Origin of the sequence: Blautia segnis, assembly GCF_014287535.1 — a bacterium.
GTDB lineage: Bacteria > Bacillota > Clostridia > Lachnospirales > Lachnospiraceae > Blautia_A > Blautia_A acetigignens.
Map to the genome: position 1 here is coordinate 105,295 of NZ_JACOOT010000039.1, position 13,863 is coordinate 119,157.

The window sequence follows — 13,863 nt, forward strand, 5'->3', positions numbered from 1 at the left end:
AAATGTTTCGTCCGATATTCGGAACCCATCCCCTCCCATGGGATATGGTTCTGATGAAAAATTCCGCAGCAGCGTTCCCGCTCACTGCGGAATTACCAGTCCATTTCTCATTCCCCTGCTGCACAGAGCATACAGGTAGGGGGAAGCTTTTCAATTATAAGCCAAGCTTGTCAACGATCTCACGAAGAGCCATCTTCACCGGATTATTCTCCGGCAGACTGGCGGTTGGTTTCCCTTCACAGTCATATTCATAAACAGTCTCATCCTGGGGAACAACGCCCAGAAGGTTGAGTCCCTGCTTCTCGATTTCCTCTTTGATTCCGTCATTCAGCTTTCCGCCCGGAGCGCGATTGATGATAAGGCCCACTTTATCAGGATGCATATCGCATTCTTTGATAAGCTCTGCAATACGGCCTACGGCCTGAACACCTCTTCTGGAACAGTCACTGACCAGAATTGCTGTCTGCATGGACGGAAGCACACCTCGGCTGATATGTTCCATACCAGCCTCATTATCTACTACAATGTAAGGATAATTATTCTGGTATTTGGCAAGCTGTGTCTGAAGAAGTCCGTTCACGAAGCAGTAACAGCCTTTCCCCTGAGTTCTTCCCATAACAAGAAGGTCGAAATCATCATCTTCTACCAGGGCGTCTTCGAAGCGTCTTTCTGCATAATCTGCCTTAGACATTCCTGCAGGGATCGGATTCTCACTTGCAAGCTCTGCACGGGCAATTTCTTCCCTTACATCACCAAGTGTAGTCTCCACTTCCACTCCAAGAACTTCATTCAGATTAGAATTTGCATCAGCATCTACAGCAAGGATCGGGCCTTTGCCCTTCTCGCAGAGATACTGGATCAGCATTCCGCATAATGTGGTTTTTCCAACGCCGCCTTTTCCTGCGACAGCAATTACATGTGCCATAATATAATCAATTGCCTCCCAAAAATTTATAAGTAGTCAGATAAAAGCTTAGATTAAAGTTCTAAGTCCGGATCTGTCGATGATCTCAGATACATCTTTCCATTTGTTCAGTGCGTACAGATGGATACCATCTACGCCAAGAGCACGGTACTCGTCGATCTGTTTGATTGTGTACTCGATTCCCTCTTCCTTGAATCTCTTGATCTTGTCATCATAGAACATATCAAATGGCTTGCCGTCTGCATCTTTTGCTGCAAATGGGTTCGGGAACAGCCAGTTTCTGGAAATGAGTCTGCAAAGCTCGCTATCCATTACGCAGCCGTTACGGGAAAGCGCCATATTGATTGTAGCAGACATATCAAGGATTGGCATAACTCCAACATCTACAGGCATTGTAACACCAGCCTCACGGATTGCATCCAGCCAGTATTTGAACTGCTCCATATCCCAGCAAAGCTGAGTCATAATGTAGTCAGCACCATTGTCCTGTTTCTGTCTGAGAACTGCGATGTCAGCATCAAGGCTGCGGCATGCAATATGTCCTTCCGGTGATCCTGCAACAGCGATCTCGAATTTATCGCCAAATTCGTCACGAACGAATTTAACAAGGTCTGTAGCATAGTTGAAATCTCCACAGGTAGTTGTCTCACCAAGGGGGATATCTCCGCGAAGTGCAAGCATATGGTCAACGCCCTCTGCAAGGTACTGATCCAGCTGCTCCTTGATTCCCTCTTTGGTATTCTTAATTACTGTGAAATGAGTTACCGGAACAGTTCCGGCTTTCTTGATCATCTGACAAACTTCTCTGTTAGCACCTACATTTCCGCCGCCTGCACCATATGTACAGGAGATGTACTCTGGTTTGTACTTCATAAGATGATCGATTGTTCCAGGAAGGTTCTCCATTCCTTTCTCTGTCTTCGGCGGGAAAAGCTCGAAGGACAGAAGCATTTTTTCTCTCATAGCTTCTGACAATTTCATAATTACATACCTCCACGTATTAAGTAATTTTATATTCTAAAGGCCAGAGCCTGTTGAACCGATTATTCAAACACACTCCAGTGCCTGAAGATCCGCTAAAAAATCAGTCGCATTTTACTTTGACAATACTATTAGCAAGGTCTACCATAAGGATAGAACCCTCTACAACTCTCTCGTCACCCATAATGTCACGAAGAATCAGCTTGTCTCCTTCCACATTAATGCGGCTCACATTCTTGAAAATAACAGAATCATCATTCTCTTTGTAAACAGTTGCTAAACACATATTAATGCCTCCTTTGTGTCACACTGTAACGTCAAATTCTTATTTCATTTCCTCTTTCACAAGGGTAAGGGCAAGCCCAAGACGCATATTGCCCTTCTGGAAATCGGAAACGCTTTCTTTAATGGTCTTTGCAGCAGCATCCATTCCCATCTTGGCCAGGTTGTCTGCCATCTGGTCAAGCTCGGCTGCGTGATGCTCATTGTGCTGCAGCATATAAGTCAGGAGTGCCACTGTCTCATTCTTACAGTCTCCTCCCTGGCAGGAGCCGCAGCCTGTGCCGCAGTTCTGCTCGTCAGTATGTGTATGGTCATGGCCTTCAGATTCCTCGTGGGTATGAGCATGAGTATGGCTCACGCCGTCAGCGTGTGTGTGCTCATGAGTATGCTCATGTCCATGCTGAACCAAATTGCCGTTTTCGTCTTTGATCAAATGCATTGCAATACTCCTTTCGCCTGATGGACAGGCAGATGTTTACGCCACAGTCTGCTGCCGGTTAAATCCAGACAGCCGCCTTATCACATTTTCAGCAATAAAAATGGGCACGAAAAAAGCTCACGCCGTCAGCGTGAGTAAGCATATAAAAGGATATTCTATTCCCTTTAATGAGATTCCGCTTATCTCTTCCTTCATGCATAGCGCAGTTCCTTTCTTCTACCTAAAAAGATGCAGACTAATGACATAAATTTATCAATTTTTCTTTTATTATACATCCTTTCTCATTAATACGCAAGGATATAATTATAAAATTTTACCAAATTTCAACGCTTTATCACACAAATATATGTTTTAATTTCTGTACAATTTTACCAGTTCTTACAAGAAATCGTTTAAAGATTAACGAACTGCCCGTTTTTGCCCTTTCTTCCCCAAAACAGGTGTGATTCTTGTAAAATTTCAATAAAAAACAGGTGATTCTTTTCCGATTATATGATATAATGATTAAAGTTTATTTTTCAGCAAGGAGGAATTAGCTTTGAGAGAAACCGTATTCCTGAATAACGACAGAGAAATGCCCCTTCTCGGGCTTGGAGTATATAAGACAGCAGACAATGAAGCAGAGACAGCCATAAATGCAGCAGTGGACGCAGGATACCGCCTAATTGACACTGCATCCGCCTACAAGAACGAGGAAAGCGTTGGCAAGGCCATTGCCAGATGCGGCGTTCCCCGCAAGGATCTTTTCATCACAAGCAAGATCTGGAACAATGCACAGCGTCTCGGGGATGTGGACGGAGCTTTTTACCGAAGCCTTGAGAGACTGAAGCTGGATTACCTGGATCTTTACCTGATCCACTGGCCAGTTCCTGGCTGCTACACAGGCACCTGGCTGGAGATGGCCAAGCTTCTGGAGACCGGACGGGTATTGTCCATCGGAGTCAGCAATTTCCAGATCCATCACTTGGAGGAGCTGAAGAAGGTTTCCGGCATTGTTCCCGCTGTGAACCAGATCGAATGTCACCCCCTGTGCTATCCCAAGGAGCTGATCGAATACTGTCAGTCCGAGGGCATTCAGGTACAAGCTTATGCCCCGTTGGCAAGAGGGGCTTACCTTGACAATGATGTAATGTGCGTCCTTGGCACCAAATACGCCCACACGCCTGCACAGGTCGGGCTTCGCTGGGCCATCCAGAAGGGAATTTCCGTAATTCCCAAATCCGTGAACCCGGACCGCATTGCTTCCAATGCCAATATTTTTGATTTCAATATTGAGGATGAGGATATCGCCATTATGGATACCCTGAATGAGGATCTTCATACTTCCCATGTACCGGATGATCTGAAGGATGTTATTTTCTGACATGGCATGTTGCGCACCCAGGCAAGTAATTGGTTCTCTTAAATTTTAATTATGCAAAGCAGAACTACAAAAACCGGAAAATTTCCAACTGCTAAAGTGGAAATTTTCCGGCTTTCATTTTTATTTTTCTAAATTACTTATACTGTCCGTGAGAATCATCCGCATACATAAGGGTGCGTCTGAAGCATTTTTACTCCCAGGAAATTTCCCCCTGCTTCTCTCTCTGCATCAGATCTTTCACCGCCTCAGATGCAGGCTTGTTCTCAAACAGAAGCTTGTTCACTTCCATGACAATGGGCATCTCCACATCATATTTCTCTGCAAGGGCTTTGGCTGCCTTGGCGGAATACACGCCTTCCACAACCATCTGCACTTCCTTCATGGCCTGCTCCATGGTATACCCTTTTCCCATAAGATAGCCAGCGCGCCTGTTTCGGCTGTGCACACTGGCACAGGTAACGATCAGGTCTCCGATTCCGGAAAGTCCTGCAAAAGTCTCCAGCTTAGCGCCCATTTTCACCCCAAGCCTTGTCATCTCCGCAATTCCCCTGGTGATCAGGGCTGCTTTAGTATTGTCACCATATCCAAGTCCGTCGGCAGTACCGGCCGCCAGGGCAATGACATTTTTCAGTGCGCCGCCAAGCTCCACGCCCAGCATATCCGGCGTTGTATACACACGGAAAACCGGACTCATGAAAAGTCCCTGGAGATATTCCGCTGTTTCTTTCCTGCGGGCACTGACCACGCAGGTGGTAGGAAGCCCCCGGCTTACCTCCTCCGCATGGCTTGGTCCGGAAAGCACGCACACATCTGCCTGGGGAATCTCTTCTTTAATAATATCGCACACAGGCATCAGAGTATTCTCTTCCACACCCTTTGCCACATTTACAATGATCTGCCTCTGGCGCACATAAGGTGCCAGGCGTCTGCTTACTTTACGGATATAGGCAGAAGGAGAAGCAAACACTGTCACATCCACATCTGTAAGAGCCGCTTTGTCATCGGAAGTTATTACGATTCCTTCCGGGATCTTCACCCCGGGAAGCTTCCCACTGTCCTCGCGGGTCTCATTCAGGCTGACTGCCTTTTCCGGATGTGCAGACCACAGCATAACCTGATGGCCATTGTTGTAAAGCAGTATTGCAAGTGCTGTTCCCCAGCTTCCGGTCCCCATTACACTGATTTTTGCCAAATCCATCACCTCATCTTTTCTTCGCTCCCAGCTTATTCTCAGTGCCGTTCATAAGACGGGAAATATTGGCTCTGTGCCGGTAAATGGCAAGAGCTGTCATAAGGGCCATGATCACATTCATTTCCACCACATGGGAAGGATCCATGCCATAGCTTCCTGCTGCGCCAAAGGCAATAAAGCAGATCAGCGCACCTACATAAGCCGCCATGGAGCCCAGGGAAACATAGCGTGTAACCGCTACAAGCCCGATAAAGATCACAGCACAGATCAGAAACACTCTCCAGTCAAGGGCAAGGAGCATTCCGGCAGAAGCTGCAATTCCCTTTCCCCCTCTGAATTTCAGATAGATGGGGAAATTGTGTCCAAGGACACAGCCTGCTGCCGTATACATTCCAAGCAGGGGCAGAATATCCCCGTACTGATTTTTGAAAACCGCGTCCACCACCAGAATGGCGATCACGCATTTTAACATGTCCCCGATCAGGGTCATAGCTCCCGCCTTTTTGCCTAGGGTACGAAGGGCATTGGTGGTTCCCGCATTGCCGCTTCCGTACTGGCGGATATCCATGTGATGGTATTTTCCAATAAGATAGGATGTCTGAAACATTCCAAACAAATACCCGATAAACAGGCAAGCAATCCGTTCCATAATTATTCCTTCTCTCCGCGCTCTCTTACAATAAACCTCAGCGGTGTGCCGCCAAAATCAAATGCATCGCGGATCTTGTTTTCCAGATATCTGGTGTAGGAGAAATGCATAAGTTCCTTGTCGTTTACGAAAATAACGAATGTAGGCGGCTTCACTGCTACCTGAGTCATGTAGAAAATCTTCAGGCGCTTGCCCTTGTCTGACGGCGGCTGCTGCATGGCAACGGCTTCTGCAAGGATCTCGTTGAGCACGCCTGTCTGGATACGCATGGTCTGGTTCTCGATCACTGCATCCAGAGTCTCAAACATTCTGGAAATTCGAAGGCCGGTCTTGGCGGAAATAAATACGATCTCTGCATACGGCATAAAGGAAAGGACCTCACGAATGCGGTTGGTATGCTTGTAAATGGTCTTGTCATTTTTCTCGATGGCATCCCATTTATTCACCGCAATGATCACGCCTTTACCCTTCTCATGGGCAATTCCGGCGATCTTGGCATCCTGCTCGGTAACGCCCTCGGAAGCGTCGATCATCACAACCACAAGGTCTGCCCGCTCTACTGCGGTTACGGTACGGATCACGCTGAAGCGCTCAATCTCTTCCTTCACCTTAGCCTTGCGGCGAAGTCCTGCAGTGTCGATAAAAATATATTCCTTGCCGTTCCAGGTAACCTTGGTATCAACCGCATCACGGGTGGTTCCGGCAATGTCGGATACGATTACGCGGTCCTCTCCAAGGAGTTTATTTACAAGGGAGGATTTACCTACGTTCGGCTTTCCTACAATGGCGATCTTCGGAATATCGGAATCCTCATCCTCGCCTGTATCCTCTGGGAAATACTTGGTTACTTCGTCCAGCATATCTCCAAGTCCCTGACGGTTGGCTGCAGAAATGGCAAATGGCTCTCCGATTCCAAGATTATAGAATTCATAAACATCCATCATGTATTTCTGGACGCTGTCCACCTTATTTACCACAAGCACAACCGACTTGCCGCTGCGGCGGAGCATGTCTGCTACCTTGGCATCGGAATCCACAAGACCCTGATGCACGTCTGTGATGAAAATGATCACGTCTGCTGTGTCAATGGCGATCTGCGCCTGCTCTCTCATCTGGGAAAGAATGATGTCGCTGCTGTCCGGCTCAATACCGCCTGTATCGATCATGGTGAACTCCTTGTCCAGCCATGTCACATCTGCATAGATTCTGTCTCTTGTTACACCTGGCGTATCTTTTACAATTGAAATTTTATCTCCTGCCAGTGCGTTAAACAATGTGGATTTTCCAACATTAGGCCTGCCCACTATTGCTACTACCGGTTTGCTCATACATTTGTCTCCTTTTCTGTTTCTTATGCTGGGGCGGATCAAGAACGGCTGATACAAGGTCAGCGCCTCCTTCATCCACAATTACGATCTCTACATTCAGTTCTTTGGAAAGCTCCTCTACCGTTACATCATCCAGAAAAACATTCTCATCGTTTTTCAGCATGCTGCAGGGGATCAGAAGCTTTTCCCCGAGGTTCTTTCCCTTTAACTGCCGCATCAGGTCGCCGCCTGTGATCAGTCCGGCTACGGTAATGGTCTCTCCGAAAAATTCATTCCGTATGGTGATCACCTCTACATTGACATTTGGGAATTTCTCATGGATCATTCCCATATAGCGGACAATATAAGGCGCCGCCAGGGCTCCTGTGGCACTGACTGCCTGAACCTTCCGGTCATCTCCATCCAGCTCAGCCAGTGTGTCCTGCATCTCTGTTCCAAGCAGCCGCAGCATTCCCACGCCGTTTTCCAGCTGAAGATAGCCATCGTAGGAAGCCTCCTGGGGAAGTTCTCTTCCTGCCATAATATACCACTCATCAGAAGCATGGATAAAGTGGATGCCAAATTTCTCCATCATCTTTTGCTGCCAGCCATGGATCTGATCCAGCACCTGGCAGGCATCCTCTTTGTTAAAAAGTTCCAGGGGATACAGTCCCTTGCGGAACTTGGTAAGCCCTGCCGGAACTACGGAAACGCTCTGGATCACAGGCGCATAGGCGGAAAGCTTGCGGATGCTTTCATCCAGCTCTTCCCCGTCATTGATTCCCTTGCACAAAACGATCTGACCGTTCATGGTGATGCCTGCATCGTAAAGCTTCTGCACCTTCTCCAGGGCATCCCCTGCAAAACGGTTATGAAGCATTTTGCAGCGAAGCTTCGGGTTCATGGTTTGGAAGGAAATATTGATGGGTTCCAGATGATAGCGGATGATTCGCTCAATATCATGGTCACTCATGTTTGTCAATGTTACATAGTTTCCCTGGATGAAAGACAGTCTGGAATCGTCATCCTTGAAATAGAGGGTATCTCTCATTCCCGGGGGCATCTGATCAATGAAGCAGAAAATGCAGTGGTTGGAGCAGGAGCGGTAATCGTCCATCAGGTCCTTGGCAAATTCCACGCCCAGGTCTTCTTCGTATTCCTTCTCTACCTCAAGCTCCCAGATTTCTCCGTTGGCTTTCTCTACCTCCAGTACCACATATTCCTCATTCATCAGATAGCGGTAATCAAATATATCTTCAACAGGCTGGCCGTTTACACTAAGCAGGGCATCCCCAGGCACAATTTCCAGTTCCTGGGCAATACTCCCCTCCTGCACTGTCGAAATCACATGTTTTTTTTGCTTTTTCACATTTTTCTCCATCGTTTCAAAGAAATCAAAGTCACTGCTCACACCGCGCACAGCGGCCGGTTATGCATCCTGTTTTTCCTTTGAATGCATTTGTCTATGGCACCGCATACGATAGCCATTATTCTTAATATACCAAGTTTTTTCCCAAAACACAACTAAAAATTTCTGGTTCAATATGAAATTCGCGTTTTTTCGAAGTAAAAATAAATAAATTCCTTGACGTCATTTAGGGCAAATGTTATAAATATAAGGAAGAGGTCTGCAAATGAAGGACAGCTGTCCTATTTTGATGCAGCAAACTGAATCGACAATTAGCATACTACTTAGGAGGAATATCATGCCGAACATAGAATTGCTCGAGAAATCTATGCCTGTCGCACCAATCCGTATCGCAGCGCTGGAAGGCTGCCGCGATCTTGCAGAGGAGGTCGACAGAAAACTGGTAAAATTCCGTAAGGAACTGGTAGAAAAAAAAGGTCTGAACAACATTCCCCAGGGCTACAGTGAGAAGTCTTTCCTTGTAGACTGTGAGTGCCCCCGTTTTGGTACTGGTGAGGGCAAGGGAATCATTAAGGAATCTGTCCGCGGTACAGACCTTTACATTATGGTAGACGTTACCAACTACAGCTCTACTTACACTGTCTGCGGTCATGTAAACCATATGTCTCCGGACAACCATTTCCAGGATCTTAAGAGAATCATCTCCGCAGCTACCGGTAAGGCTCACCGTATTAACGTTATCATGCCGTTTCTTTATGAAGGCCGTCAGCACAGACGTAAGAAGAGGGAATCTCTTGACTGTGCAGTTGCGCTTCGGGAATTAAGCGATATGGGCGTTTCCAATATCATCACCTTTGATGCCCATGATCCCCGTGTCCAGAACTCCATTCCGCTGAACGGATTTGACAACTTCTTCCCTACCTATCAGTTCTTGAAGGCTCTGGTGAAGAATGTAGACAATTTCCAGGTGGACAACGATCACCTGATGATCATCAGCCCGGATGAGGGCGCTATGTCAAGAGCGGTGTACTTCTCCAATATCCTTGGCGTAGACATGGGTATGTTCTATAAGAGACGTGATTATTCCACCGTTGTAAACGGCAAGAACCCGATTGTAGCACATGAGTTTCTTGGTGACTCCGTAGAGGGCAAGGACGTTGTCATTATTGACGATATGATCTCCTCCGGTGAAAGTATGCTTGATGTTGCCAAACAGATCAAGGAGCGCCACGCAAACCGTGTATTTATCTGCACCACTTACGGTCTGTTTACTGAGGGCATGGATAAATTTGACGCTTACTATGAGAAGGGCTGGATCGACAAGGTTATCACTACTAACCTGAATTACCGTATCCCGGAGCTTCTGACCAGACCTTACTATATAGAGGCAAATATGAGCAAGTATCTTGCAAGTATTATTGATATTATCAACCATGACGTTTCCGTTGAGAAGGTTCGTTCCAGCAACGAGAAGATCATGGATCTGATGAAACGGGTAAACCAAAAATAAGGATCAAAAAAAGGATAGAGGACGGAGCTGATGGCTCTGGTCTTCTATCCTATTTTTTTTAATCATTTTCCTGGTATTATTCTTTTTCTTTCCTGCGAATTCCAAGGAAGGCAGCCAGGTTGCCGCGTTTGCCGTGGGAGGCACGATGGGAAAAGAGAAAATCCGGATTGCAGCAGGTGCAGATTCCAGGCATGGAAATGTGTTCCTCCTGGATTCCTGCTTCCAGGAAAATAATGCGGTTGGCTTCCCAGAGATTCAGCTGATACTTTCCATTGTCTTTTTTGTAAAAAAGACGATTCCAGTATTTTTCATTAAAAGCATTCTGAAACTCAAGGATCACATCTTCGCTTACTTCATAGCAGTCCTGGCAGATGGACGGGCCGATGGCGGTAAGAAGTTCTGCAGGATCGGAGCCGAATTCCTGGTGCATTTTCTCTATGGTTACTTTTCCGATTTTGCCCACGGTTCCGCGCCAGCCGGAATGGGACAGGCCAATGGCATGATGAACCGGGTCTACGAAATACAGGGGCACACAGTCTGCATAGTAGGTGGCCAGCACCACACCCGGGACGTTGGTGATCATTCCATCTGTATCATGGAAGGTTCTCGGACGGGTGATGCCGTTTCCTCTGTCTTCTGCCCCTACCAGGCGCACATTCGTGGTGTGAGTCTGATCCGATGACACAACATCCTCCGGGGCAAAGACTACGGCTGCACCCAGTCTTCTGTAATTTTCTTTTACCGCATTCTCATTATCGCCTCGGGTGAAGCTTAAATTCATAGAGGAAAAAATCCCCTCACTTACACCGCCCAGCCTTGTGCTGAAGCAGTGAATGATCTCCGGGAGGTTCTCAAATGCAGGGTAAGCGAGAAAGGTAACACCATTCTTCTCTCTCACCTGCATGTGTGTCTCATCACTGCTGTGCCATTTGATATCCATAATGTTCTCCTTATGTTTCAGTATATGAACTCTAACAAGCATCTGCATATTCATCGGGCAGACAGGCTCTAATCTTCTTAAAACAGTCTGCCAGTTCTGGTACTGCGCTTATCGAAATTCAAAGGCATTCTTTATCCACCTGATCTCACTGCCCTCGATTCCCACTACGTCAAACCTGCATTTTACATCCAGACTTCTGTAATGAGTCATTAAATATCCGGCAGCTACCTTGGAGATGATCCATTGCTTGCGCTCATCGACTGCTGCCAGAGGATTGCCGGAGTACTCCGAGCTTCTGTACTTCACTTCCACGAAGATGAGCCATCCATCCGGGTCCAGCCCGATCAGATCAATCTCGCCTCGCTTGTTACGGTAATTCCGCTCCAGGATCATAACATTCTGTTTTTCCAAATACCTGGCAGCCAGATTCTCATAAAAGGTGCCAACACTTCTCTTATTGATCTCCACGAAAACTCCAAATTATTTTGTGTCGGTATCTTATGTACTTTCGAAATATTTTCTACACAAAGTTCTTAATAAACGTTGCCCTATGTATGGGGCTTGGCCCGTATTTCTTCAGCGCTTCAATATGCGCAGCCGCGCCGTACCCCTTGTTAGATGCAAAGCCATACTCCGGCATGGTCTTGTCGTATTCTACCATCATCCGGTCTCTTGTTACCTTCGCCACAATGCTTGCCGCAGCAATGGACACACTCTTGGCATCTCCCTTTATAATCGGCACCTGTGGGATAGTCACCTGGGGAATGGTCACCGCATCATTTAAAAGAATCTGTGGCACCGGATCCAGCTTACTGATAGCTTCCCGCATAGCCTCATAGGTAGCCTGAAGAATATTGATCTCATCAATCCGCTGGGGACTTGCCATTCCAATTCCCACTGCCACCGCATTCTCCATGATCACATCATACAGCTCTTCTCTTTTCTTTGCACTTAACTGCTTGGAATCATTAAGATACAAAATCTTGCAGTCCTTTGGCAAAATTACCGCACCTGCAACCACCGGACCGGCAAGAGGACCTCTTCCCACCTCGTCAATGCCGCAGATATAACCCAGGTCTTCATATTTATGCTCATAGACCTTCATCGCTTCCGTGCGGGCAAGCTCCTTCTGGTAAGCAGCCTCCTTCTTATGAAGCTGTTCCAGAAGCTTTCTGACACCGTTTCTGGTATCATCCTTGTATTTTTCAAAAAAGGCATCGTACTCTTCCGGCTGCAGTACCTGAAGCTCTGCCTTGATTTCTCCAATTTTCTGCATGTTATTTTTCCTCTTGGGGCACCCATTCCAAGGTAATTCTTCCAATTTTGCCGGAACGGAAATCATCAAAAAGGATCAAAGAAGCCTTGGCATAGTCAAGCTCCTCGCCTTTTTTCAGGCAGCCTCTGGATCTGGCAATTGCCTCTAACACCTGTACAGCGGTTCCCTCTTCTGCAATCTGATAGCGTTTTTCCAGCGCTCCTGCATATTTTTCCCTGAGAAAATCGATCAGGGTCAGGGAAAGCTCTTCCAGGTTCAGAATATCATCCTTGATGGAACCAATGTACGCAAGACGCATTCCCACTTCCTCATCCTCAAATTTGGGCCACAGGATTCCAGGAGTGTCAAGAAGCTCCACATTCTTGTTCAGGCGAATCCACTGCTTGCCCTTAGTCACGCCAGGCTTGTTGCCTGTTTTGGCGCAGGCTCTTCCTGCAAAAGTATTGATAAAAGTGGATTTGCCAACGTTGGGGATTCCCACTACCATGGCGCGGATGGGACGGTTCTTGATTCCTCTTCTTCTGTCCCGCTCTGTTTTCTCCTTGCAGGCTTCCTGGATGGCAGCCTGAATGGCTTTCATTCCGGCGCCGCTTCTGGAATCCACCTTCACCACATAGAATCCTTTCGCCTGGAAATAGGCCTTCCAGGCTTCATTCTGGCGTTCATCGCCAAGATCAGATTTATTCAGAAGGATCAGTCTGGCTTTGTTTCTGCCAAGCTCGTCAATGTCCGGATTGCGGCTTGCAAGGGGAACTCTGGAGTCCACAAGCTCAATGATCAGGTCGATCAGCTTGATATCCTCCTGCATCTGTCTTTTTGCCTTGGTCATATGACCAGGATACCACTGTACGTTCATATTTACCTCGCTTTATTGTTCTGCAAAATTTTTCAAGTAAGTTAGAAACAGAGCCCTTTCCAGGCAGGCCCTGCGCTCTACTATTGATCCAGCAGGCCGATCTCTTTTCTTGGGGAAATCTGGAACCACAGCTTGCCGGTTATGTATTTCTTATTTACCTTGCCGATGTCAGCGTAACGGCTGTCCTCGCTGTTGTTTCGGTTGTCTCCTAGAACAAAGTACTCTCCTGCTTCCAGAGTAATGGCATTGGCTGCCATTCCCGGATTGTTGATGGACGGAAAATCCTTGCCTTCTTTGTAGGCCTCTCCATTAATCAGGATCCGTCCGTTGACAATCTGGATCGTCTCACCTGGAAGTCCGATTACCCGGCGGACATGAAGTGCCGCATCGTCGCTTCCGTTGGTGCGAAAAACAATGATGTCGCCCCGCTTCGGTGAGGAAGTCTTATAGGCAAGTTTATTTACAAAATACTGGCTGCCAACGGCCAGTGTAGGCTCCATGGAGCTTTCCTGCATGGTTACGGACTGAAACAGCATCATGGAGGTGAGCACCGCAAAAATAAGGGTGACCACGATCTCAAATACCCAGATCAGCACCTTTCTTAACTTACTGTCTTCTAACTTCTCTCTGGCACTGGACAGGGCTTTCTTCTCCATCCGTGTGATCTCCGGCATATTAAAAAGCTGCTCCGTCTCTTTCTTGTTTCTTCTTTCGCTCATAATTACTCCGTTTACATACTGATACCGCGAATATTCCAGCGCTATTGTACCAGGT

Annotated in this window: 15 protein-coding genes; 2 read left to right on the forward strand and 13 right to left on the reverse strand. The window is 47.0% G+C overall.

All coding sequences use genetic code 11. From position 1 onward, the window contains the following. Positions 1-154: 154 nt before the first annotated feature. The 4 genes from H8S54_RS16825 to H8S54_RS16840 all read right to left on the reverse strand — a co-directional run bounded on the left by H8S54_RS16825 (position 155) and on the right by H8S54_RS16840 (position 2,627). Positions 155-925: an ATP-binding protein gene (locus H8S54_RS16825; RefSeq protein WP_021924410.1), complete on the reverse strand. Its 771-nt coding sequence runs from the start codon at positions 923-925 to the stop codon at positions 155-157. Between the two features lie 48 nt (positions 926-973). Further along, positions 974-1,906: a methylenetetrahydrofolate reductase gene (locus tag H8S54_RS16830; RefSeq protein ID WP_021924409.1), complete on the reverse strand. Its 933-nt coding sequence runs from the start codon at positions 1,904-1,906 to the stop codon at positions 974-976. A gap of 103 nt (positions 1,907-2,009) precedes the next feature. Then, complete coding sequence (locus tag H8S54_RS16835) at positions 2,010-2,192, reverse strand: CooT family nickel-binding protein (protein ID WP_021924408.1); 183 nt, start codon at positions 2,190-2,192, stop codon at positions 2,010-2,012. A 39-nt stretch (positions 2,193-2,231) separates the two neighbouring features. Beyond that, a complete protein-coding gene (locus H8S54_RS16840; protein WP_186901880.1) occupies positions 2,232-2,627 on the reverse strand; it encodes a cobalt transporter in 396 nt (131 codons plus the stop codon). Positions 2,628-3,165: 538 nt separating this feature from the next. Here H8S54_RS16840 and H8S54_RS16845 point away from each other — a divergent pair. Then, positions 3,166-3,990 carry an aldo/keto reductase gene (locus H8S54_RS16845; RefSeq protein ID WP_021924406.1) on the forward strand — a complete coding sequence of 275 codons (825 nt, stop codon included), beginning with the start codon at positions 3,166-3,168 and terminating at the stop codon, positions 3,988-3,990. A gap of 190 nt (positions 3,991-4,180) precedes the next feature. Here H8S54_RS16845 and H8S54_RS16850 read toward each other — a convergent pair whose 3' ends face one another. From H8S54_RS16850 to H8S54_RS16865, 4 genes are read right to left on the reverse strand one after another with little or no spacing between them, the layout of a single operon-like run. Further along, positions 4,181-5,182 carry an NAD(P)H-dependent glycerol-3-phosphate dehydrogenase gene (locus H8S54_RS16850; protein WP_021924405.1) on the reverse strand — a complete coding sequence of 334 codons (1,002 nt, stop codon included), beginning with the start codon at positions 5,180-5,182 and terminating at the stop codon, positions 4,181-4,183. Positions 5,183-5,192: 10 nt separating this feature from the next. Then, positions 5,193-5,831, reverse strand: coding sequence for a glycerol-3-phosphate 1-O-acyltransferase PlsY (gene plsY, locus H8S54_RS16855; RefSeq protein WP_021924404.1), 639 nt, complete (start codon positions 5,829-5,831; stop codon positions 5,193-5,195). A 2-nt stretch (positions 5,832-5,833) separates the two neighbouring features. Beyond that, positions 5,834-7,159 (reverse strand): ribosome biogenesis GTPase Der, encoded by a 1,326-nt coding sequence (gene der / locus H8S54_RS16860; protein WP_186901881.1) that lies wholly within the window; start codon positions 7,157-7,159, stop codon positions 5,834-5,836. Further along, positions 7,122-8,519: a DUF512 domain-containing protein gene (locus H8S54_RS16865; RefSeq protein WP_117850382.1), complete on the reverse strand. Its 1,398-nt coding sequence runs from the start codon at positions 8,517-8,519 to the stop codon at positions 7,122-7,124. The genes der and H8S54_RS16865 overlap by 38 nt, the downstream gene beginning before the upstream one ends. A 325-nt stretch (positions 8,520-8,844) precedes the next feature. On the opposite strand from H8S54_RS16865, the gene H8S54_RS16870 reads away from it, so the two are divergent. Continuing rightward, positions 8,845-10,017, forward strand: coding sequence for a ribose-phosphate pyrophosphokinase (locus H8S54_RS16870; RefSeq protein ID WP_021924401.1), 1,173 nt, complete (start codon positions 8,845-8,847; stop codon positions 10,015-10,017). Positions 10,018-10,093: 76 nt separating this feature from the next. On the opposite strand, the gene pgeF is transcribed toward H8S54_RS16870, so the two are convergent. The 5 genes from pgeF to lepB form a co-directional block, all read right to left on the reverse strand. Continuing rightward, positions 10,094-10,957, reverse strand: a complete 864-nt coding sequence (pgeF, locus tag H8S54_RS16875) for a peptidoglycan editing factor PgeF (RefSeq protein WP_117849697.1) — start codon at positions 10,955-10,957, stop codon at positions 10,094-10,096. Between the two features lie 108 nt (positions 10,958-11,065). After that, complete coding sequence (locus H8S54_RS16880; protein ID WP_243000129.1) at positions 11,066-11,425, reverse strand: YraN family protein; 360 nt, start codon at positions 11,423-11,425, stop codon at positions 11,066-11,068. Between the two features lie 52 nt (positions 11,426-11,477). After that, positions 11,478-12,233, reverse strand: a complete 756-nt coding sequence (locus H8S54_RS16885) for a ribonuclease HII (RefSeq protein ID WP_117849695.1) — start codon at positions 12,231-12,233, stop codon at positions 11,478-11,480. A 1-nt stretch (position 12,234) separates the two neighbouring features. After that, positions 12,235-13,089, reverse strand: a complete 855-nt coding sequence (gene ylqF, locus H8S54_RS16890; RefSeq protein ID WP_021924397.1) for a ribosome biogenesis GTPase YlqF — start codon at positions 13,087-13,089, stop codon at positions 12,235-12,237. An 80-nt stretch (positions 13,090-13,169) separates the two neighbouring features. Further along, the gene (lepB, locus tag H8S54_RS16895; protein WP_021924396.1) at positions 13,170-13,808 is read right to left on the reverse strand and encodes a signal peptidase I; all 639 of its coding nucleotides are present in this window, start codon (positions 13,806-13,808) and stop codon (positions 13,170-13,172) included. Between the last annotated feature and the right edge of the window lie 55 nt (positions 13,809-13,863).

Bases quoted from the DNA above. Each gene is read 5' to 3' on its own strand.
- H8S54_RS16885 (WP_117849695.1), bottom strand. From the start codon at position 12,233: ATGCAGAAAATTGGAGAAATCAAGGCAGAGCTTCAGGTACTGCAGCCG.
- H8S54_RS16830 (WP_021924409.1), bottom strand. From the start codon at position 1,906: ATGAAATTGTCAGAAGCTATGAGAGAAAAAATGCTTCTGTCCTTCGAG.
- H8S54_RS16865 (WP_117850382.1), bottom strand. From the start codon at position 8,519: ATGGAGAAAAATGTGAAAAAGCAAAAAAAACATGTGATTTCGACAGTG.
- H8S54_RS16840 (WP_186901880.1), bottom strand. From the start codon at position 2,627: ATGCATTTGATCAAAGACGAAAACGGCAATTTGGTTCAGCATGGACAT.
- pgeF (WP_117849697.1), bottom strand. From the start codon at position 10,957: ATGGATATCAAATGGCACAGCAGTGATGAGACACACATGCAGGTGAGA.
- H8S54_RS16870 (WP_021924401.1), top strand. From the start codon at position 8,845: ATGCCGAACATAGAATTGCTCGAGAAATCTATGCCTGTCGCACCAATC.
- ylqF (WP_021924397.1), bottom strand. From the start codon at position 13,089: ATGAACGTACAGTGGTATCCTGGTCATATGACCAAGGCAAAAAGACAG.
- H8S54_RS16825 (WP_021924410.1), bottom strand. From the start codon at position 925: ATGGCACATGTAATTGCTGTCGCAGGAAAAGGCGGCGTTGGAAAAACC.
- der (WP_186901881.1), bottom strand. From the start codon at position 7,159: ATGAGCAAACCGGTAGTAGCAATAGTGGGCAGGCCTAATGTTGGAAAA.
- plsY (WP_021924404.1), bottom strand. From the start codon at position 5,831: ATGGAACGGATTGCTTGCCTGTTTATCGGGTATTTGTTTGGAATGTTT.
- lepB (WP_021924396.1), bottom strand. From the start codon at position 13,808: ATGAGCGAAAGAAGAAACAAGAAAGAGACGGAGCAGCTTTTTAATATG.
- H8S54_RS16835 (WP_021924408.1), bottom strand. From the start codon at position 2,192: ATGTGTTTAGCAACTGTTTACAAAGAGAATGATGATTCTGTTATTTTC.